General features: G+C 71.0%; 22 protein-coding genes. 10 read left to right on the forward strand and 12 right to left on the reverse strand.

The window, feature by feature from the left end:
• Window positions 1–255 precede the first annotated feature (255 nt).
• On the reverse strand, window positions 256–1,230 hold the full coding sequence (locus ACQ86J_RS31300; protein ID WP_431268562.1) for a tripartite tricarboxylate transporter substrate binding protein: 975 nt from the start codon (window positions 1,228–1,230) through the stop codon (window positions 256–258).
• 90 nt (window positions 1,231–1,320) lie between these two features.
• Here ACQ86J_RS31300 and ACQ86J_RS31305 point away from each other — a divergent pair, with 90 nt between their 5' ends.
• The 3 genes from ACQ86J_RS31305 to ACQ86J_RS31315 all read left to right on the forward strand — a co-directional run bounded on the left by ACQ86J_RS31305 (window position 1,321) and on the right by ACQ86J_RS31315 (window position 3,054).
• Window positions 1,321–1,770, forward strand: a complete 450-nt coding sequence (locus ACQ86J_RS31305) for an acyl-CoA thioesterase (protein WP_431268563.1) — start codon at window positions 1,321–1,323, stop codon at window positions 1,768–1,770.
• Window positions 1,771–1,977: 207 nt separating this feature from the next.
• Complete coding sequence (locus ACQ86J_RS31310; RefSeq protein WP_431272599.1) at window positions 1,978–2,670, forward strand: alpha/beta fold hydrolase; 693 nt, start codon at window positions 1,978–1,980, stop codon at window positions 2,668–2,670.
• Between the two features lie 3 nt (window positions 2,671–2,673).
• The gene (locus ACQ86J_RS31315) at window positions 2,674–3,054 is read left to right on the forward strand and encodes a YkvA family protein (RefSeq protein WP_431268564.1); all 381 of its coding nucleotides are present in this window, start codon (window positions 2,674–2,676) and stop codon (window positions 3,052–3,054) included.
• Window positions 3,055–3,152: 98 nt separating this feature from the next.
• Here ACQ86J_RS31315 and ACQ86J_RS31320 read toward each other — a convergent pair whose 3' ends face one another.
• From ACQ86J_RS31320 to denD, 3 genes are read right to left on the reverse strand one after another with little or no spacing between them, the layout of a single operon-like run.
• Complete coding sequence (locus ACQ86J_RS31320; protein WP_431268565.1) at window positions 3,153–3,410, reverse strand: RidA family protein; 258 nt, start codon at window positions 3,408–3,410, stop codon at window positions 3,153–3,155.
• Entirely contained in the window at window positions 3,374–3,544 is a 171-nt protein-coding gene (locus ACQ86J_RS31325) for a RidA family protein (RefSeq protein ID WP_431268566.1), read from the reverse strand. The genes ACQ86J_RS31320 and ACQ86J_RS31325 overlap by 37 nt, the downstream gene beginning before the upstream one ends.
• Window positions 3,544–4,530, reverse strand: coding sequence for a D-erythronate dehydrogenase (denD, locus tag ACQ86J_RS31330; RefSeq protein WP_431268567.1), 987 nt, complete (start codon window positions 4,528–4,530; stop codon window positions 3,544–3,546). Before denD ends, ACQ86J_RS31325 begins: the two co-directional genes overlap by 1 nt.
• Window positions 4,531–4,977: 447 nt before the next feature.
• Here denD and ACQ86J_RS31335 point away from each other — a divergent pair, with 447 nt between their 5' ends.
• The 6 genes from ACQ86J_RS31335 to ugpC all read left to right on the forward strand — a co-directional run bounded on the left by ACQ86J_RS31335 (window position 4,978) and on the right by ugpC (window position 10,119).
• The gene (locus ACQ86J_RS31335; RefSeq protein WP_431268568.1) at window positions 4,978–5,781 is read left to right on the forward strand and encodes a diaminopropionate ammonia-lyase; all 804 of its coding nucleotides are present in this window, start codon (window positions 4,978–4,980) and stop codon (window positions 5,779–5,781) included.
• 124 nt (window positions 5,782–5,905) lie between these two features.
• On the forward strand, window positions 5,906–7,237 hold the full coding sequence (gene ugpB, locus ACQ86J_RS31340; protein WP_431268569.1) for a sn-glycerol-3-phosphate ABC transporter substrate-binding protein UgpB: 1,332 nt from the start codon (window positions 5,906–5,908) through the stop codon (window positions 7,235–7,237).
• Between the two features lie 85 nt (window positions 7,238–7,322).
• Window positions 7,323–7,748 (forward strand): hypothetical protein, encoded by a 426-nt coding sequence (locus ACQ86J_RS31345; RefSeq protein WP_431268570.1) that lies wholly within the window; start codon window positions 7,323–7,325, stop codon window positions 7,746–7,748.
• 43 nt (window positions 7,749–7,791) lie between these two features.
• A complete protein-coding gene (locus ACQ86J_RS31350) occupies window positions 7,792–8,205 on the forward strand; it encodes an ABC transporter permease subunit (protein WP_431268571.1) in 414 nt (137 codons plus the stop codon).
• A 10-nt stretch (window positions 8,206–8,215) separates the two neighbouring features.
• On the forward strand, window positions 8,216–9,046 hold the full coding sequence (ugpE, locus tag ACQ86J_RS31355) for a sn-glycerol-3-phosphate ABC transporter permease UgpE (RefSeq protein ID WP_431268572.1): 831 nt from the start codon (window positions 8,216–8,218) through the stop codon (window positions 9,044–9,046).
• On the forward strand, window positions 9,046–10,119 hold the full coding sequence (gene ugpC, locus ACQ86J_RS31360; RefSeq protein WP_431268573.1) for a sn-glycerol-3-phosphate ABC transporter ATP-binding protein UgpC: 1,074 nt from the start codon (window positions 9,046–9,048) through the stop codon (window positions 10,117–10,119). Before ugpE ends, ugpC begins: the two co-directional genes overlap by 1 nt.
• Window positions 10,120–10,256: 137 nt before the next feature.
• Here the strand turns inward: ugpC and ACQ86J_RS31365 are convergent, their stop codons facing one another.
• From ACQ86J_RS31365 to ACQ86J_RS31385, 5 genes are all read right to left on the reverse strand, one after another.
• Window positions 10,257–11,246, reverse strand: coding sequence for a glycoside hydrolase family 108 protein (locus tag ACQ86J_RS31365; RefSeq protein ID WP_431268574.1), 990 nt, complete (start codon window positions 11,244–11,246; stop codon window positions 10,257–10,259).
• Window positions 11,247–11,650: 404 nt separating this feature from the next.
• On the reverse strand, window positions 11,651–12,289 hold the full coding sequence (locus ACQ86J_RS31370) for a sugar transferase (RefSeq protein WP_431268575.1): 639 nt from the start codon (window positions 12,287–12,289) through the stop codon (window positions 11,651–11,653).
• 67 nt (window positions 12,290–12,356) lie between these two features.
• A complete protein-coding gene (locus ACQ86J_RS31375; protein ID WP_431268576.1) occupies window positions 12,357–13,526 on the reverse strand; it encodes a glycosyltransferase family 2 protein in 1,170 nt (389 codons plus the stop codon).
• Window positions 13,527–13,531: 5 nt separating this feature from the next.
• A complete protein-coding gene (locus tag ACQ86J_RS31380; RefSeq protein ID WP_431268577.1) occupies window positions 13,532–14,653 on the reverse strand; it encodes a glycosyltransferase in 1,122 nt (373 codons plus the stop codon).
• Entirely contained in the window at window positions 14,650–15,069 is a 420-nt protein-coding gene (locus ACQ86J_RS31385; protein ID WP_431268578.1) for a hypothetical protein, read from the reverse strand. Before ACQ86J_RS31385 ends, ACQ86J_RS31380 begins: the two co-directional genes overlap by 4 nt.
• Between ACQ86J_RS31385 and ACQ86J_RS31390 the strand changes: the two genes are divergently transcribed.
• Window positions 15,035–15,547: a hypothetical protein gene (locus tag ACQ86J_RS31390; protein WP_431268579.1), complete on the forward strand. Its 513-nt coding sequence runs from the start codon at window positions 15,035–15,037 to the stop codon at window positions 15,545–15,547. The two genes, ACQ86J_RS31385 and ACQ86J_RS31390, sit on opposite strands and share 35 nt — an antisense overlap.
• A 28-nt stretch (window positions 15,548–15,575) precedes the next feature.
• Here the strand turns inward: ACQ86J_RS31390 and ACQ86J_RS31395 are convergent, their stop codons facing one another.
• From ACQ86J_RS31395 to ACQ86J_RS31405, 3 genes are all read right to left on the reverse strand, one after another.
• Window positions 15,576–16,070, reverse strand: coding sequence for a hypothetical protein (locus ACQ86J_RS31395; protein ID WP_431268580.1), 495 nt, complete (start codon window positions 16,068–16,070; stop codon window positions 15,576–15,578).
• A 306-nt stretch (window positions 16,071–16,376) separates the two neighbouring features.
• Window positions 16,377–16,766: a hypothetical protein gene (locus ACQ86J_RS31400; protein WP_431268581.1), complete on the reverse strand. Its 390-nt coding sequence runs from the start codon at window positions 16,764–16,766 to the stop codon at window positions 16,377–16,379.
• Between the two features lie 53 nt (window positions 16,767–16,819).
• Window positions 16,820–17,110, reverse strand: coding sequence for a hypothetical protein (locus ACQ86J_RS31405; protein ID WP_431268582.1), 291 nt, complete (start codon window positions 17,108–17,110; stop codon window positions 16,820–16,822).
• Between the last annotated feature and the right edge of the window lie 10 nt (window positions 17,111–17,120).

Below are 17,120 nucleotides of genomic sequence, written 5' to 3' on the forward strand. Positions count from 1 at the left end.
CCGTCGGAAAGCTGCAAAGCAGCCGCTTCCGCCAGCGTCCCCACGCGCCCAATCCGTCGGGAAGAGCCCGTCCGGGCAAGAATCGGTGCCCAGATCGCCCCGGCAGCAACCGCATCGACCCACCCGTTGGCTGTGGCCTGGCCTAGCCACCCGGCCCCGATGCAGGCCGTGCCAGTCCGCAGCGGCCAGGCTCGCGCCGCTTCCTGGGCTTCTTTTCCGGGCAGGCACGACCCGCTGCCCGGCTGTGGGGGTGCGTCAGTCCTTCCAGGGGCGACGCACCCAGAGCCGCTGCAACAAGGCGAGGTCGGCCGCCATCATGGCCGCGTACTCCTCGCCGATCAGTGGCCGCAGCGGCAGGTTCAGCCTGGCCGCCTCGGCGGCGAAGCCGGGATCCGTGAGGGCGTCCCGGAAGGCCTCGCGCAGCGCGTCGCGGATCGGCGCCGGGATGCCGGGTGGCCCGGCGATGCCACGGGCGCTGCCGCCCAGGATGTCGAAGCCCTGTTCGCGGAAGGTTGGAATCCCGGGCGCCGCCTCCCACCGCTTCGGCCCGGCCTGGCCAAGGCAGCGGATCCTGCCCTCCCGCAGCAGGGTGAGGCCCTCTCCCATGTTGAAGCTGCCGATTGGCAACCTGCCACCGAGCAGGTCGCGCAGCGTCGGCGCGGTGCCGTTGTAGGGGATGTGGATCAGCCGGGTGCCGCTCGCCTCCTCGAAGGTGAGCTGCAGGATATGGTCGTCCGACCCCACCCCGGCGGTGCCGACGCCGAAGCTCTCCGGCTGCGCCCTGGCCGCGGCGGCGAGGTCGGCCAGATCTTTCCATGGGCTGTCGGGATGCACCCAGAAGGCCGCCGGGTCGTCCACCACATTGGCGATGTAGGTGAACTCGGCTGGCCGATAGCGGGGCGAGCGCTCGACGCTGATGGCGATCATCGCCGTGTTGGTGGCGGCGCCAAGGGTATAGCCGTCCGGGGCGGCGTTGAAATTCGCCTCGAACCCAAGCTGGCCGCCGGCGCCGGGGCGGTTGGTGACGACGAAGCGGGCGCCCGGCAGGCGCGGCGCCACCTGCGCCAGGATGCCGCGTACCATCGTGTCCACGCCGCCGCCGGCCGGGAAGGGGACGAAGACCTCGATCGGCCGGGCGGTGGGCCAGGGGGCGGCGGATTGCGCCTGGGCCACCGCAGGTGCGGCGAGCAGGGCGGGCAGCGCGGCGAGCGCACCGCGTCGGGTCGGCATTGGCTGGAAGCTCCCTCGGCTATCCCTGCTGTGGGATTTTCCCGAAGGGTGCGGTACCCCCTGCTTCAAGCGCAAGGGCATGAGGCGGCGATGACACCGGAAGACCGGGCGGAATTCGGGATCGAGGGCGATTGGCCGGTCGGGCGGCGGCACCGCATCCGCTGGTCGGAATGCGACGCGCTCGGGCATGCGAACAACGTCGCCTACCTCACCCTCTGCGAGGATTTGCGTGTCGGCCCCGGCTGGTCGGCGCTGGGCGGCACCTTTGCCCCTGGCTCGGTCAGCCCGGTCGTGGCCCAGCTGGAGGCGCGCTACCTGAAGTCGCTGGTCTTCGAGGAGGAGGCGATGGTGACGCTCCGCTTCGCCGCGGTGAAGCGGACCAGCTTCGTGCACGAATACGCGGTGTGGCGGCAGGGCCTCTGCTTTTCCTGCCGCACCGTGCTGGTGGCGGTGGACCAGGCGACCGGCGCGCGGGTGCCGGTGCCGCCGCCGATCCGCGCGGCGATGCTGGCGGCCGGCGCAAAGGACGAGGCGGGGTGACGCCCGGCGCGACGCCGCCCTAGTCTTCCGGCGAAACGTCCGGAACAGGAAGCCACCCATGCCCGTCATGCAGGTCCGCGGGGTCAACCTCGTCTACGAGATGCTGGGCGATAGCGGCCCGGTGGTCACGATCTCCCCGGCGGCCGGCGTGGCCTCGGCTCCGACCGGGCGCTCGGCCTGCTGCTGGCTGAGGCCGGCTACCGCGCCCTGGTCTATGACCGGCGCAATACCGGCGGCTCCGACATCGCCCTCGACGGCGACTCCGAAAGCCATGAGCAGGCGGAGGACCTGCTGGCCTTGCTGCAGGCGCTCGGCACCGGCCCGGCCTATGTTGCCGGCTGTTCTTCCGGCGCCCGGCTGTCGCTGCTGCTCGCCCTGCACCATCCGGCGGCGGTGCGCGGCCTGCTGCTGTGGCGCATCACCGGCGGTGCCTATGCGGCGAAGCGGCTCGCCTTCAACTACTATGAGCAATACTTGGCCGCGGTGGAGCGCGGCGGTATCGAGGCGGTCTGCGAGACCGAGCATTTCGCCGCGCTGATCAAGGCGAACCCGGCCAACCGGGCGCGGCTGGAGGCCGTGGGCGCTGAGGCCTTCGCGGCGCGGATGCGGCGCTGGCTGGTCGGCTTCCACCAGGGCTCCGGCCATCCCGTCGCCGGCCTGGCACCGGAGGCGCTGCGTCGTATCGCGGTGCCCGCCGTGCTGGTCGCCGGCAACGACCGGGTCCACCCGGCGGAGGGAGCGCAATCGGCGCATCGCTGCATGCCGAACAGCGTGTTCCGCGAGGTGCTGACCACGCCGGTGGACGCCGACGTCGACTTCGCCGGGTGGGAGGCGGCGACGCCGCGCCTGGCCGCGGTCTTCATCGACTTCCTGCGTGACCAGGAAGCGCGCCGGGGATAGGCCATGCTGCGCCGGCTGAAGGACTGGGCGCGCGCCATCCGGCGCGATGTCCATGCCCTCTGGCTGGCGGCGCGCGACCCGCGCACGCCCTGGGCGGCGCGGCTGCTGGCCCTGCTGATCGCCGCCTATGCCCTCTCACCCATCGACCTGATCCCGGACTTCATCCCGGTGCTCGGCCTGCTGGACGAGGCGATCCTGCTGCCGCTGGCCATCCTGCTGGCGATCCGGCTCATCCCTGCGCCGCTGCTGGCGGAGTTCCGCGCCACCGCCGCGGCGGCCGAGGCGCGGCCGGGCAGCCGGGCGGGAGCGGCTTTCGTCGTTCTGGTCTGGCTGCTGGTGGCCGCGGGACTGGCCTGGTGGTTCTGGCCGCGGGCGGCGGCTTAGGTTGGGGAGGGAAAGGCATTCCCTCACCAAGCCCCACCCTTCTTCTCTTCTTGTGGGTCTGGCACGCGCGGCGTAGCGGGGTGAGCCTACGGCCGGCGCTACAACGCCACCACCAGGTCGATCTCGACCAACGCGCCCACCGCCAGCGCGGTGACGCCGACGCAGGTGCGCGCCGGCAGCCCGCCGGGTGGGAAACTTTCCTCCCAGACCGCGTTCATCGCGGGGTAGTCGCGGACGAACTCCGTCAGGTAGACCCGGGCGAAGACCGTGCGCTCCCATTGCCCGCCGCTGCCGGCGAGCACCGTCCGCAGGTTCTCGATCACCTGCCGGGTCTGCGGCTCGATCCCGCCCTCCATAAGCCGCATCCCCCGCCGGGCAGGGTCGGCATCTGGCCGGTGACGAAGAGGAAATTGCCCGCCCGCACCGCATGGCTGAAGGGCGCGACGCGCTGCGGCGCCTCCGGCAGCAGGAAGCGGGCGATCTCCAGCATTACAGGCCGCGCTCGGCCCGCGTCGCGGCCAGGTCGTCCTCGATGAAGGCCTGGACGATCTCCTCCAGGCTCTCCTGCTCGGAGAAGCCGTGCAGCCGGCGGGCGCGCTCCGCGGTGAAGCTGGCGGGCCAGGTGCCGACGATCGCCTCGATCGCCGCATCCGGCACGTGCTTGACCCGGGCCCGCGCCTCGGGCCCCGCCACCGCCTCCAGCGCGCTCAGCATCTTGCCCACCGTGGCGCTGCGGCCCGGCGGGTTGATCCCGCGGTCGAGGCCGAGCGGGCCAGTGTCCATCCCCATGGCGTGTAGGAACCAGTCGACCGCGCGGCGGGGCGAACAGATCCAGAGGGCGAATTCCTCCGGCACCGGCAACTCGGTCTCGAGCCCCAGCAGCGGCTCCCGCAGGATGGCCGAGACGAAGCTCGACGCCGCCTTGTTCGGCCGTCCCGGCCGGATGATGACGGTCGGCAGGCGGAGGCTGACCGCGTCCAGCATGCCGCGGCGGCTGGCATCCTGCAGCAGAAGCTCGGCCGCCGCCTTCTCCGCGCCATAGCTGTTGCCGGGCAGCTGGCGGGCATCGTCCTCCAGCCGCGCCTCCTGCCCGCCGCTGAAGCTGGCGACGGAGGAAGTGAAGACCACCCGGGGCGGCTTCGCCAGGGCGCGGCAGGCCTGCAGCACCGCCAGCGTCCCGTGCAGGTTCACCGTCAGGCCGAGATCGAAATCCGCCTCCGCCTGGGCCGAGACCACGGCCGCCAGATGCACCACCACGTCGGTGCCGGCGGGGATCGCGGCCTTCACCGCCTCGGCATCGGCGATGTTGCCGCCGAGGCAGCGGACCGGAAAGGCGGCCGAGACCGGGGCGGGCGCCACCAGGTCGAAGAGAGTGAGGCCGGTGACGGCTTGGCCGCCGAGCGCGCCGTCGGTCGCCAGCCGATGCGCCAGCTTGCGGCCGAGGAAGCCCCCGCCGCCCAGGATCGTGATCTGCATGGCGTCCTCCTTTTTCGCGCCGCGGCGCCCCGGCCCTGATGTCGCGCCTTGGCAGCATCGGCGCAAGCGGGCCATGGTCCGCCGCCATGACCATACCCCGACGTTCCTACCGCCTGCTGCTCAACCGCCATGCCGGGACCCCCGGCGTGGTCGTCCTGCCGGATGGCGGCTTCCGCCGCGCCAAGGCGGAGATCGCCTCCTGGCCCGGCTATGCGCCGACGCCGCTGCTGGCGCTGCCGGATGTGGCGACCGCCGCCCGGGTGGCGACGGTCCATTGGAAGGACGAGGGCGGGCGCTTCGGCCTCGGCAGCTTCAAGGCGCTGGGCGGGGCCTATGCGGTGATGAAGCTGCTGCAGGCCGAGCTGTCGCGCCGCGGCGCGGCCAATGCGGCGAGCGCCGAGGAACTGGCCGAGGGCAAGTACAAGGGAGGCGACCCAGGCCATCACCGTGACCTGCGCCACCGACGGCAACCATGGCCGCAGCGTCGCCTGGGGCGCCCAGCGCTTCGGCGCCCGCTGCGTCATCTTCGTGCACGAGACCGTCAGCCAGGGTCGCCGCGATGCCATCGCAAGATACGGCGCCGAGATCCGCGTGGTCCCCGGCACCTATGACGATGCCGTGCGCGTCGCGCAGCGGACCGCCAGCGCCGAGAACTGGTTCGTCGTCTCCGATACCTCCTATCCCGGCTATACCGAGGTGCCGCGCGACGTGATGCAGGGCTACCGGCTGATGGCCGACGAGGCGGCCGAGTCGCTGCCGGAGCCGCCGACCCATGTCTTCATCCAGGGCGGGGTGGGCGGCGTTGCCGCCGCCGTCTCGGTTCAGATGCGCGCCCGCTACGGCGCCAGCGCGCCGAAGCTGCTGGTGGTGGAACCGGAGAAGGCCGCCTGCCTGCTGGCCAGTGCCGAGGCCGGCCAGCCGACCGCGATCGAGGGCGAGCTCGACACCATCATGGCCGGCCTGGCCTGCGGCGAGCCGAGCCTGCTGGCTTGGCAGGAATTGGAACGTGCCAGCTTCGCCTGGATGGCGGTGCCGGACGACAGCGCGGTAGACTGCATGAAGCTGCTGGCCAAGCGCACCCCGAAGGTGGTGGCCGGCGAAAGCGCCGTCGCGGGCCTTGCCGCCCTGCTGCTGGCCGCCCGCGACCCCTTCGGCCGCAATGCCCTGGGGCTGGAGGAGGGCAGCCGCATCCTGCTCTTCGGCACCGAGGGGGCCACCGACCCGGAGCTCTACGCGAAGCTGGTGGGGTGATATTTCGGCGCGGCCGCTTGCCGCGGGGCTGCCGCTTCACCAATCTGACGCCAGGTTGTCACAGAAGCGCAACGCCCGGCGGGTACCAGCCGCCGCATCAATCGATGATCGGGGAGATCACGCCATGCATCGCCGTTCCCTGCTGGCCGGGGCCGCTGCCCTCGGCCTCTCCACGCCTTCGGTCGGCCGCGCCCAGGCCCGGACCGAGATCCAATTCTGGCACGCTATGCCCGGTGTCCTCGGCGAGACCGTCGCCGAACAGGTCAAGCGCTTCAACGACAGCCAGGGCGGCGTCACGGTCGTGCCGAGCTTCAAGGGCAGCTACACCGATGCAATGACCGGGGCGATCGCCGCCTGGCGGGCCGGCAACCCGCCGCATATCGTCCAGGTCTTCGAGGTCGGCACCGCTACCATGATGTCGGCCGGCCCGGCGATCCGCCCGGTGCACGAGCTGTTGGCCCAGTCGGGCGTCGTGCTCGACCCGAAGCGTTACCTGGCCGGTGTCCGCGGCTACTACAGTGACACCCAGGGGCGGCTGATCTCGATGCCGCACAACTCCTCCTCCGCCATCATGTGGATCAACCTCGACGCCTTCGAGAAGGCCGGGCTCTCGACCACCGACCTGCCGAAGACCTGGAAGCAGATCCGCGCCGCGGCGGAGAAGATCAAGGCGGCCAACGCCGCGCCGGTCGCCGTCACCACCTCCTGGCCCACCTGGGTGATGTTCGAGCAGATGGCGGCGATGCACGACGTGCGTTTCGCCACCCTGTCGAACGGTTTTGAGGGGCTCGGCGCCGAGCTGCGGCTGACCAGCCCGCTCTTCGTCAAGCAGGTCGAGTACCTGCTGGCGCTGCAGAAGGACGGCATGTTCCGCTACGGCGGCCGCGACAATGCCGCGGACGGGCTGTTCGTCTCGGGCGAGGCCGCCATCAGCTTCATGTCCTCCTCGCTGCGAGCCCGCGTCGGCAAGGAGGCCAAGTTCAAATGGGCCTCCGTCCCGCTGCCCTACCATGACGACGTGATCGCCCAGCCGAAGAACGGCGTGCTGGGCGGCGCCAGCCTCTGGACGCTCACCTCGAAGACCCGGACGCCGGCGGAGTACAAGGCAGTGGCGGAGTTCTTCCGCTCGATCTCCGAGGTCGACCAGGACCTCTGGTGGCACAAGACGACCGGCTACGTGCCGATCACCCTGGCGGCCTACGAGAAGGCCAAAGCTGAGGGCTACTACGCGCAGAACCCCGGGGCGGACGCCGCCATCCTGCAGCTCTCCCGCGCCGAGCCGACGCCGAACAGCGCCGGCTTCCGGCTGGGCGGGATGGTCGAGATCAGGAACATCATCCAAGAGGAGCTGGAGAAGGCGCTGCAGGGCCAGCAGAACGCCACCCAGGCGCTGGAGAATGCGAACCGGCGCGGCAATGTCGTGCTGCGGAACTTCGAGCGGGCGAACAAGGCCTGAGATCCCGGGGAAGGCTCTGCCTTCCCCGGACCCCATCCGCCAAAGGCCGAAAGGCCTCTGGACACCTCCAGCTTAGGCGCGCGATTTGGAACGGAAGGTCGTCTTTAACCAGAAGCTGCTGCCCTATCTGCTGCTGCTGCCGCAGATGGCGATCACGCTCGTCTTCTTCTTCTGGCCGGCGGGGCAGGCGGTCTGGTTCGCCTTCCTGCGGCAGGATGCCTTCGGCATCCGCACGACTTTCGTCGGGTTCGAGAACTTCACCGACCTCTTCGCCGACCCGCTCTACCTCTACACCATCCGCAACACCGCAGTCTTCTCGGCCGGTGTCACGGTGCTCGCACTAGCCGTGGCGCTGCTGCTGGCGGTGCTGGCGGACCGGCAGATCAGGGGCGCCGGCGCCTACCGCACCCTGCTGATCTGGCCCTATGCCATCGCCCCGGCCATCGCCGCGGTGCTGTGGATCTTCCTGTTCCACCCCAGCATCGGGCTGATCGGCCGGGCGCTGAACTGACGCCGGCCTGCCCTTCGACTACAAGCTGAACGGCAACCAGGCGATGCTCGTGGTGATCCTCGCCTCCGCCTGGAAGCAGGTCTCCTACAACTTCATCTTCTTCCTGGCCGGGCTGCAATCCATCCCGAAGGCGGTGCTGGAAGCCGCCGCCATCGACGGGGCACGCGCGGCGCGGCGGTTCTGGACCATCATCTTCCCGCTGCTCTCGCCCACCACCTTCTTCCTGCTGGTGGTCAACCTGGTCTACGCCTTCTTCGACACCTTCGGTGTCATCGACGCGCTGACCAAGGGCGGCCCGGCCAAGGCGACGGAGACGCTGATCTACCGCGCCTATGTCGACGGCCGCGTGAATCTCGACCTCGGCTCCTCCTCAGCCCAGTCCGTCGTGCTGATGCTCGTCGTCATCCTGCTGACCGCCATCCAGTTCCGCTATGTCGAACGCCGTGTCCACTACTGAGGCGCCGGCCATGGAGCGCCGTGGCGGTGCCTGGGTGACGCATGCGATCCTCGGGATCGGCGTCATACTGTTTGCCCTGCCGCTCTGGATCGTCCTGATGGGCTCGACCCATGACGCCGCCACGATCGGGCGCGGCGAGGTGCCGCTGCTGCCGGGCAGCCATGCGCTGGAGAACTACCGCGCCGCCTGGATCCAGGGCGGCACCGGGGTCGGCGTCGGCTGGATGCTGTGGAACAGCATGGTCATGGCGCTGTCGATCGCGGTCGGCAAGATCGCCATCTCGATCCTCTCGGCCTATGCGGTGGTCTTCTTCCGCTTTCCCGGCCGCCGGCTGTTTTTCTGGGCGATCTTCATCACCCTCATGCTCCCGGTCGAGGTTCGCATCTTCCCGACCTTCAAGGTGGTCTCCGACCTCGGCCTGGTGAACACCTATGCCGGGCTGATCATCCCGGTCATCGCCTCGGCCACCGCGACGCTGCTGTTCCGCCAGTTCTTCCTGACCATCCCGGACGAGTTCGTCGAAGCCGCCAAGATGGACGGCGCCGGCCCCCTCCGGTTCTTCTGGGACGTGGTGCTGCCGCTGTCGCGCACCAACATGGCGGCGCTCTTCGTCATCCTCTTCGTCTACGGCTGGAACCAGTACCTCTGGCCGCTGCTGGTCGCCACCTCGGCCGATGTCGAGACGGTGGTGATCGGCATGGTCAAGATGATCGGCTCCGAGTCCAATACCGAGTGGAACATCGTCATGGCGACCTGCGTGCTGGCGATGCTGCCGCCGGTCCTGGTGGTGATGCTGATGCAGCGCTGGTTCGTCAAAGGCCTCACGGATACCGAGAAATAATGGCCACGCTCGACCTCATGGACGTCCGCAAATCCTTCGGCGCGACGCAGGTGCTGCACGGCGTCGACCTGCATGTGGCGGATGGCGAGATGATCGTCATCGTCGGCGCCTCCGGCTGCGGCAAGTCGACCCTGCTGCGGATCGTCGCGGGGCTCGAGACCGCGACCAGCGGCCATGTGCGGATCGAGGGGCGGGAGGTCACTGGCCTCGAGCCCGCCGACCGCGACATCGCCATGGTCTTCCAGAACTACGCGCTCTACCCGCACATGACGGTCGCGCAGAACATGGGCTACGGCCTCAAGATCCGCGGCCTGCCGCGGGACGAGATCGCCCGCCGCGTCGCCGCGACGGCCGAGCTCATCGGCATCGGCCCCTTGCTCGACCGCCGGCCGCGCCAGCTCTCGGGCGGCCAGCGCCAGCGCGTCGCCATGGGCCGCGCCATTATCCGCGAGCCGAAGCTCTTTCTCTTCGACGAGCCGCTCTCCAATCTGGACGCCAAGCTCCGCGTCCAGATGCGGGCCGAGATCCGCCGGCTGCAGAAGCGGCTCGGCGTCACCTCGCTCTTCGTCACCCATGACCAGGTGGAGGCGATGACCCTCGGCGACCGGCTGGTGGTGATGCACCAGGGCCATGCGGCGCAGGTGGCGACGCCGATGGAGATCTTCGAGCGCCCCGCCGACACCTATGTGGCCGGCTTCATCGGCAGCCCCTCGATGAACTTCCTGTCCGGGCAATTGGCCGAGGGCGGCCGGACCGTGACGCTGGATGCCGGGCCGGCGATCCGCTTCGCCGATGGCCCGCGTCCCGGCCCGGACGGGCTGAAGCTGACAATCGGCATCCGGCCGGAACACGTCGGCCTCGACCCCCAGGGCCTTCCCCTGGCGCTGGAATTGGCCGAGCCGCTGGGGTCGGAGACCGTGCTGCATGGCCGATTGCCGAACGGGGAAGCGCTGGTGGTCAAGCACGCCGGCGCCGGCCCGCGCGACGGAGCGCTGCCCGTTGCCCTGCCGGCCGAGGCGCTGCATGTCTTCGCGGCCGAGGGCGGCCGCCGGCTGGACCCGGCGGCCGGCTGAGCCGCGGCTCACGCCGCCACCATGAGCAGCGCCTGCCGCCGCACATCCTCCACGCGGCTGGCCCAGCCCTGTCCGAAGCGGGCGAAGCCGGGGAGGTCGCGGTAGAATCTCCAGCCGCGCCTGGCAGATTGTCCTGATCAGGGCCCGGGCATCCGCCGTCTGTGCCGCCCGCAGGGTGAAGGCCCGACTGCGCCGTCCGGCACAGTGCCGATCGCGCGCTGCAACGCCTTCACCGCGGTGCCCGGCCCGGCATTCACGCCGAAGTCGAAGACCGCCAGGTCGACGCCGCGCGGCAGGTCCTCGCAGCGCATCAGGTTCCAGTACTGCGCCCGGTAGATCTCCTTCGCTTCCTCGGGCGACAGATTTCGGACATCCTCGGCGGTGACCGGCCGGCCGCGCCAGGCCGCGAGCGTCCGGGCGGTGATGCCCATCTGCGTGGCGCCGCCCGGATCGGCCGGGTCGTCGGTGAAGCCACCCTCCTTCGCCAGCACCACCTGCACGCAGAGGTCGAAGCGGCTGGGCTGTCCCGGAACCGGGTTCGGCATGGGGAGAGCGACCGGTGGCGTGGGATCGGGCAGGGGCGCCGCGGCCTGCCCCCGCCGCGCCCCCTCCGCCGCCTGGCCCTGCTGAAGCGCCATCAGGGTGCGGTCCTTGTCGCGCGACCCCTGGCTGGAGCCGAGCCAGAAATCCACCACCGCGGTGAAGCCGGCGACCAGGGAGCCGACCACGACATTCAGCACCGTCAGCGCGGTGCCGTCGGTCGCCTGCGGCGGGTCGCGCACCAGCCAGGCGGTGAAGGCGAAGAAGCCGAACAGGACGAGCACCGAAACCGCGGCCGGTCCCAGCGCCACGGTCCGTGCAGCCCAACCGGCGGGGCCGAGGGCGCCCAGCATCGCCTCGCTGGCCCGCCGGCGGTCGTCCAACTCGGCCCGCAGCGTTTCGACCAGCGCCTGCCGCTCGGCCTGCCGGTCCTGCTGCTGCAGGGCGAGGAATTCCTGGCGGATCGTCTCCAGGCGGAGCGTCAGCGCGCTGGCCTTGGCCGGGTCCGCGCGGATCGCCTCGGCGGCCTCCTCGATGCTGCCGGTGCCGGCGACGGACTGCACCACCCCGGCGACCTTCGCGGCCACCTCACCGGCGCGGCGGCCGCCAAAGCAGGCCGACCAGCTCTGGTACCAGGCTGCCGGCGACGGAAATCAGGGAATCAGCGGCAGCATGGCCTCGCTCCTCAACAACGGGCCAGCCGCGCCCGGCCCTGAAGAGGATAATTTACCTACATTTAGACCGAGATTGCAAGGAAAATAAGTCTATCAGCGATGTTCCACGGTTCGTCGCTCAACGAGGTCTGTCCTGGTCGCCCGGCCGTCCGGGCTGAGGCGGCCTGATCGTCCTGGGGGCGGCAACTGGGATGGCGGCACCGGTGAGCCGAGAGGTGGCGTGCCCGCTAGGAAGGCGCGCCGGCCCAGCCCCGGCACGGTGACGGTAATTGAGATTGCGGGATGCGCGGTGGGCGGGCGGCGGCCCGACCGCCAGGCTATTGCCCGCGGCCGGTCACCATGACCGTGAAGGTCCGCAGCGCCAGCGATGTATCCATCAGGAACCAAGCGCGCAGGTCGCGCAGCGCCAGGGCATAGGCATGGTCGAAGGCGGCCTTGTTGCGGACATCCTCCAGGCAGGTGTCGTAGCCCTGGTTCACCTGCGCCAAGCCAGTGATGCCCGGGCGGATGCCGGCGGTGCGGTCGGCGAAGAAGGGGATCGAGCGTTCGAGTTTCTGGTAGAAGCCCGGCCGCTCCGGCCGCGGGCCGATGATCGCCATGTCGCCGCGCAGCACGTTGACCAGCTGGGGCAGCTCGTCCAGCCGGGTCTTGCGGAGGAAAAGGCCGACCCTGGTGATCCGCGGATCGCGCCGCTGCGCCCACACCGCGCCCGCCTTCTCGGCATCCGTCCGCATGCTGCGGAACTTCATCATCATGAAGACCTCGGTGCGGTCCGGCAGCATGCGGCCAATTCGCATCTGCCGGTAGAGCACCGGGCCGGGGCTGTCGAGGCGGATCGCCAGGGCGATCAGCGGCCAGAGCGGCAACGTCAGCAGCAGCCCCAGGAGCGCAACGAGGATGTCGAACACCCGCTTGGCGGCGGCGACATGCAGCGGCAGGTGAAGGGTTTCGGTCATCGCGGCGGCTCCGGTCCTAGCCCTGCGGCTGGCGGGCGGAAGCGCCGCTGGCAGGGGCGTTTCCGCCCTAGGCCGTCGCGGCATGCTCCGCCCGGCGCCAGGGCGTTCGGGGACGGAAGAGCAGGTAGCGTGCCACGCCGATCGCACTGGCCAGGTGGCCAGTGACCAAATAATAGAGGATTGCCAAAGGCTTTGGTGCGCGGGGCCCGAGCAGCGCGCCGAGCAGGGCTAGGCCGAGGCCGATTGCCTCGCAGATTGCGAGAAAAAGGAAGAATTTTGAGATGGGTGCCAGCGCGAGGGTGCCAAGCACCGCCAGCAGCAGCAGGAACGGCATAGCAACACGCAGGGCCTTGCCGGACGCAAAGGCCAGCGCGATGCCGCCATGCCGCGGATGCAGCAGGCCGCGCGCGCGCCAGAGCTGCTGGGCATTGCCGGCCGCGATCCGCCGCCGCCGCCGCGCATCCAGCCCGGGATCGGCGACCTCCGCCTCCCGCGTCCGGATGGTCTCGTCATAGGCGATGCGCCAGCCCTGCTCGACCATATGGGCTGGCCAGAGGAAGTCGTCGTTGATGGTGTCCGGCGGCAGCGGCGACCAGGCCTCCCGCCGGAAGGCCCAGAAGGCGCCGTGCAGGCCGAGCGGCGCGCCGAGCGCTGCTTCGCCCCGTTTCACCGCCACCTGGTATTGCCAGTACTTGGCCTCCCCGGCCGAGCCCGCGCGTTCCAGCACATAGGTTCCGCCGACCGCGCCGAGCCGCGGGTCGGTGAAATGCGCCGCGGCCCGCCGCAGTGCATCGGGCGGTAGCATGGCGGAGATGTCGGACAGCGCGACGATCCCCGGCGGCAGGGCGCCGATCGCCTCGTTCAGCACCCCGAGCTTGCCGCGGTTCGGCCGCAGGTCCCGCACCTCCGCCCGCAGCCCGGCGCAACCCGGCTCGCGCAGGGTCGCCTCCGCGATCGTCGCGGTGCCGTCGGTGCAGCCGTCACAGGCCAGGATCACCAGCAGTCGGTCGCGAGGGTAATCGAGTGCGGCCAGGTTGCGCAGCTTGCGGGCGATGAAGGCGGCCTCGTTATAGGCCGGCATGACCAAGGTGATCGGCGGCAGCGCCGCCTGCGGCAGCGGCGCCGGCACGGTGGCGGGGCGGCGCGCGATGCGGGAGAGCAGCAGCGGCCAGGCCAGGTGGTGCCAGGCGGCCAGCGCCAGGGCGGCGAGCGTCAGCGCCGCGAGCAAGGTCTGCATCAGGGTCAGCTCAGGCCCGCCAGTGTGAGGTAGTCACGCGCGGCGACCGCCAAGCTGCCGTGCTGCAGTACGAAGCGGCGCGGGTCGCCATCCCGCCTGGCGAGCCCGGTGCCGAGCGCCGCAGCCAGCGCCGCCGGATCCTCGGCCGGGACCAGCGCGCCGCTGGCCGGGTCGACCGCCGCCGGCACGCCGCCGACCGCGCTCGCCACCACCGGCAGGCCGCAGGCCTGGGCCTCGAGCAGGGCGAGCGGCAGTCCCTCGTTGCGGGAGGGCAGGCAATAGAGGTCGAGCGCCGCGTAGAAGCCTGGCATGTCGCCGAGCAGGCCGAGGAAGCGGATGCGGTCGCCGAGGCCGAGGCCGACCGACTGGCCCTTCAGCGCCGCCGCCTCGCTGCCCGCGCCGGCGATGGCCAGGACCGCGTCGCCAGGCAGCCGCGCCATCGCGGCGATCGCCAGGTCGACGCCCTTCACCCGTTCCAGGCGCGCGGCGATGCCGATCACCGCGCGGTCGCCGGGCAGGTCCAGCGCGGCGCGGGCCGACGCCTTCGCCGGCGCATCGGCCGGCCGGAAGCGGTCGGTGTCGACGCCATTCAGCACGACCCGGGGCCGGGCGCCGATCGCTGCCTCCACCGCCTCGGCGACATGCGGCGCATCGGCGATCAGCACCGGCGCCGCCAGCGCCAGCAGGGCGCGGACCAGCCGGGCCCGCTTTGGGTCGGCCAGGTGCCAGGCGTCGTGCTCGGTATGCAGCCGCGCCTTGATTCCTGCGAGCCGAGCGGCCGGCCCGGCATAGAGCAGCGGCCCGACATGGTGGGTATGCACGGCGGCCGGCCGCAGCCGGCGGAACAGCGCGGCGAGGCGAAAGGGCAGGGCGGGATCGAGCCCAGGCCGCTTCGCCGCGAAGACCAGCCGGCCACGATGCTCCTCCAGCCGCGGCCAGCCGGCGATAGCCGCCGCCTCGGTGCCCTCGAGGCTCAGCACCAGGGTCGGATGGCGGGCCGACTGGGCCCGGGCCAGTTCCAGCGCCATGACCTCGAGCCCGCCCGGGGCGAGGTGCTGCACCACATGGATGACTGCGCCGGTCGCCGCGGGCGCGGCCGCGAGCGGCAGGGCCGTGGTCGTGCTCACGCTGGGCGCCGGACCGAGGGAATTCGCGCCAGCACCTTCACGCCGGTGGTCTTCTCCACGTCGCGGACCCGGCGGAAGGTGCCGTCCACCAGTTCCAGCAGGAAGGCGAGGGCAATGCCTAGGCCGATCCCGGCAGCTGCGCCCGCGCCGGCAAAGATCACCGTCATCGGCTTCATCGGCGCCGAGGGGCGATAGGGGCGGTCGATGATCTTGATGCGCTCAGGCGCCTGCTGCGTCGCCAGCTCGCTGGTAACGCGGGCCCGCTCGAACCGTGTGCGGAGCTGCTGGGTCAGCTCGGCCTTCACCGTCGCCTCGCGCTCGAGGCCCTTCAGCTCGCGCTCCACCTCGCCACTGCCGGCAATGCGTGTGGCGAGCTCGGCGATGCTGGCGCGGATGTTCGCCGTCTCGCCGCGCAAGCTGCTCGAGCCGGTCACGCGCCGCGGCCATGGCGCCGATTTGCGAGATCAGCAGCGGCTGCGCTCCCTCGGTCTTCGGCTGCAGCGTGGCGGCCAGGTTCCACAGCCGGTCCATGTCGACTGCCGGCGCCTGCTCGGCTGCCTTCAGCAGCGCCTGACGCTCGTTCTCGAGCCGCTTCAGCCGGCCCTCGGCGGCCTGCACCGCGGAATGCTCATCGGTGTAGCGGGCGCGCAGCAGGGCCAACTCGCCGAGGATGGCGACGATGTCCTGCTCCATCCGGCCGAGCACCGGATTGGTCTGCACCAGCCGCTCCTTCATGGCGCCGACTTCGCCCTCGGCCCCGGCCAGTTTGACCTCTCGGTCGGCCAGCTGTTCCCGCAGCGCCGCCATCCGCTGCAGGTTTGCGGTCCGCAATCCCGGGAGCTGGGCAGCATGCCGCGCCTTGAACTCGGCCAGGGCCTGCTCGCTTTGCTGTAACTGGGCCTGACTTTCGGCCCATTGGCCCTCAAGGAAGCGGAAGCTGTCGCGCATGCTGCTGTCTTCCGGCCCGCGCACGCGCTCGATGAAGCGGGTGCCGATCTGCCCGAGCGTTCGGTCCATGCCCTCCGGGCTGCGGGCGCGGTAGCGCATCTCGACCATCTCCTGCCCCAGCAGGGTCACGGAAAGGCCGGCCGCCAATCTTGGCCACCGCCGCCGATTGCTGCGCCTCGGTTGCCCCGGGCGGCACCATCCGCAGGTCCTCGGCCACCTGGCCGAGGACATGGCGGCTCATCAGTAGGGCGCGCAGGCCCTCCATCCGTTCCTTCAGGTTGGTCTTGACCGAGAGGTCTTCCAGGAAGGGATTGAACTTGGCCGGATCCTGGATGAGCACGCTCATCCGCGTCTCGTAGCTGCGCGGGGCCATGCTGCCGAGGAAGAAGCCGACCGGCGGCAGAACCAGGATGGGCAGCAGGATGACGTAGCGGCGGCGCCAGGCGGCAGCGAGCACGGCATGGATCACCTCCGCGATAGGCGGAGGAGCCGGGGGTGCGATCGCGGGGGCGTTGGCAGCAATCTCGGACATCGATGGCTCCGCCCCGGCCGGCTACCGCCTCCCAGTAAGGGAAGGCGCTCCGGCTGGCGCTTGACCCCCTTTAGCGCAGAATCTCGCGTGAAAGGGGATATCAACTTACGGGCGGGCGTCAGTCCCCGGCGGCAGGCCGCCGACTAGGACCAGCACTTCCCCTGCGGGACCGCGGCCTCGAAGCGCAGTTCCACGTTCGGCACCTCCGGCCGGATCAGACGTGCGACCGCCAGCGCCCGACGTTCACCGATAAGTGAGGATCTCGCCACCTTCATAGCCGGCCGGCCGACTGGCCACCGTGACCAGCGGCGCGCCCCGCACCGCCGCGGCGAAGGATTCGACGTCGCGGCGCTGGGTGTCGTCCGGTTGCACCTGGGTGGCGGCGTAGCGCAGCACGAGGCCGGTTCGAGCGGCGGGCCCCGGTGCCGTTGGGGATTCGGCGCGGGCCTTGGCGAGCAGTTCCGCCACCGTGATCCGGCCGGGCTGCCGCGCCGCGCCACCCTCGCCCAGCCGTGCCTGCGCCTCCAGCAGGGTGCGGTCGGTCGGCGGGATGAAGCGGATCGGGTCCGGCGCGCAGGCTGCGAGCGGGAGCAGCGAGAGCAGCAGCGAGGCACGGCGGAGCGGCATGGCCATGGCGCTGGGGTAGGCTGGCCGTGGGGCGGCGGCAAGCCGGTGGGCCGGGCGCCTCATCCGAGTGCGGGCCGAGCCGCGCGAGTCGCCGTCCCCGGCAGCCGGCGGGCCAGCGCGATGGCGGGCTGCTCCACCCAACGGTTCATCGCCTCGGCCGCGAAGAGGGACAGGGGTAGCGCGAGGAGCAGCAACGCCTCCAGCGGCAGCAGGCCATGCAGGCCATGCACCACGACCATCAGCACCGGCACATGGATCAGGTAGAGGCTGTAGGAGACCCGGCCAAGCCAGAGCAGCGGCGGCACCTCCAGCACGCGCTGCGCACGGGGGGAGCCGATGGCCAGGGCCATCAGCAGGGCC

Origin of the sequence: Dankookia sp. P2 (assembly GCF_050632255.1) — a bacterium.
In the GTDB taxonomy this organism is placed as follows: Bacteria; Pseudomonadota; Alphaproteobacteria; order Acetobacterales; family Acetobacteraceae; genus Paracraurococcus.

Excerpts from the sequence above, each read along its gene's own strand:
- ACQ86J_RS31305 (WP_431268563.1), top strand. The coding sequence starts at position 1,321 with ATGACACCGGAAGACCGGGCGGAATTCGGGATCGAGGGCGATTGGCCG.
- denD (WP_431268567.1), bottom strand. The coding sequence starts at position 4,530 with ATGCAGATCACGATCCTGGGCGGCGGGGGCTTCCTCGGCCGCAAGCTG.
- ACQ86J_RS31325 (WP_431268566.1), bottom strand. The coding sequence starts at position 3,544 with ATGCTGGAGATCGCCCGCTTCCTGCTGCCGGAGGCGCCGCAGCGCGTC.
- ACQ86J_RS31315 (WP_431268564.1), top strand. The coding sequence starts at position 2,674 with ATGCTGCGCCGGCTGAAGGACTGGGCGCGCGCCATCCGGCGCGATGTC.
- ACQ86J_RS31400 (WP_431268581.1), bottom strand. The coding sequence starts at position 16,766 with ATGGCCATGCCGCTCCGCCGTGCCTCGCTGCTGCTCTCGCTGCTCCCG.
- ACQ86J_RS31370 (WP_431268575.1), bottom strand. The coding sequence starts at position 12,289 with ATGACCGAAACCCTTCACCTGCCGCTGCATGTCGCCGCCGCCAAGCGG.
- ugpC (WP_431268573.1), top strand. The coding sequence starts at position 9,046 with ATGGCCACGCTCGACCTCATGGACGTCCGCAAATCCTTCGGCGCGACG.
- ACQ86J_RS31405 (WP_431268582.1), bottom strand. The coding sequence starts at position 17,110 with ATGGCCCTGGCCATCGGCTCCCCCCGTGCGCAGCGCGTGCTGGAGGTG.
- ugpB (WP_431268569.1), top strand. The coding sequence starts at position 5,906 with ATGCATCGCCGTTCCCTGCTGGCCGGGGCCGCTGCCCTCGGCCTCTCC.
- ACQ86J_RS31320 (WP_431268565.1), bottom strand. The coding sequence starts at position 3,410 with ATGGAGGGCGGGATCGAGCCGCAGACCCGGCAGGTGATCGAGAACCTG.
- ACQ86J_RS31375 (WP_431268576.1), bottom strand. The coding sequence starts at position 13,526 with ATGCAGACCTTGCTCGCGGCGCTGACGCTCGCCGCCCTGGCGCTGGCC.
- ACQ86J_RS31390 (WP_431268579.1), top strand. The coding sequence starts at position 15,035 with ATGCTGGCGCGGATGTTCGCCGTCTCGCCGCGCAAGCTGCTCGAGCCG.
- ACQ86J_RS31300 (WP_431268562.1), bottom strand. The coding sequence starts at position 1,230 with ATGCCGACCCGACGCGGTGCGCTCGCCGCGCTGCCCGCCCTGCTCGCC.
- ugpE (WP_431268572.1), top strand. The coding sequence starts at position 8,216 with ATGGAGCGCCGTGGCGGTGCCTGGGTGACGCATGCGATCCTCGGGATC.
- ACQ86J_RS31350 (WP_431268571.1), top strand. The coding sequence starts at position 7,792 with ATGCTCGTGGTGATCCTCGCCTCCGCCTGGAAGCAGGTCTCCTACAAC.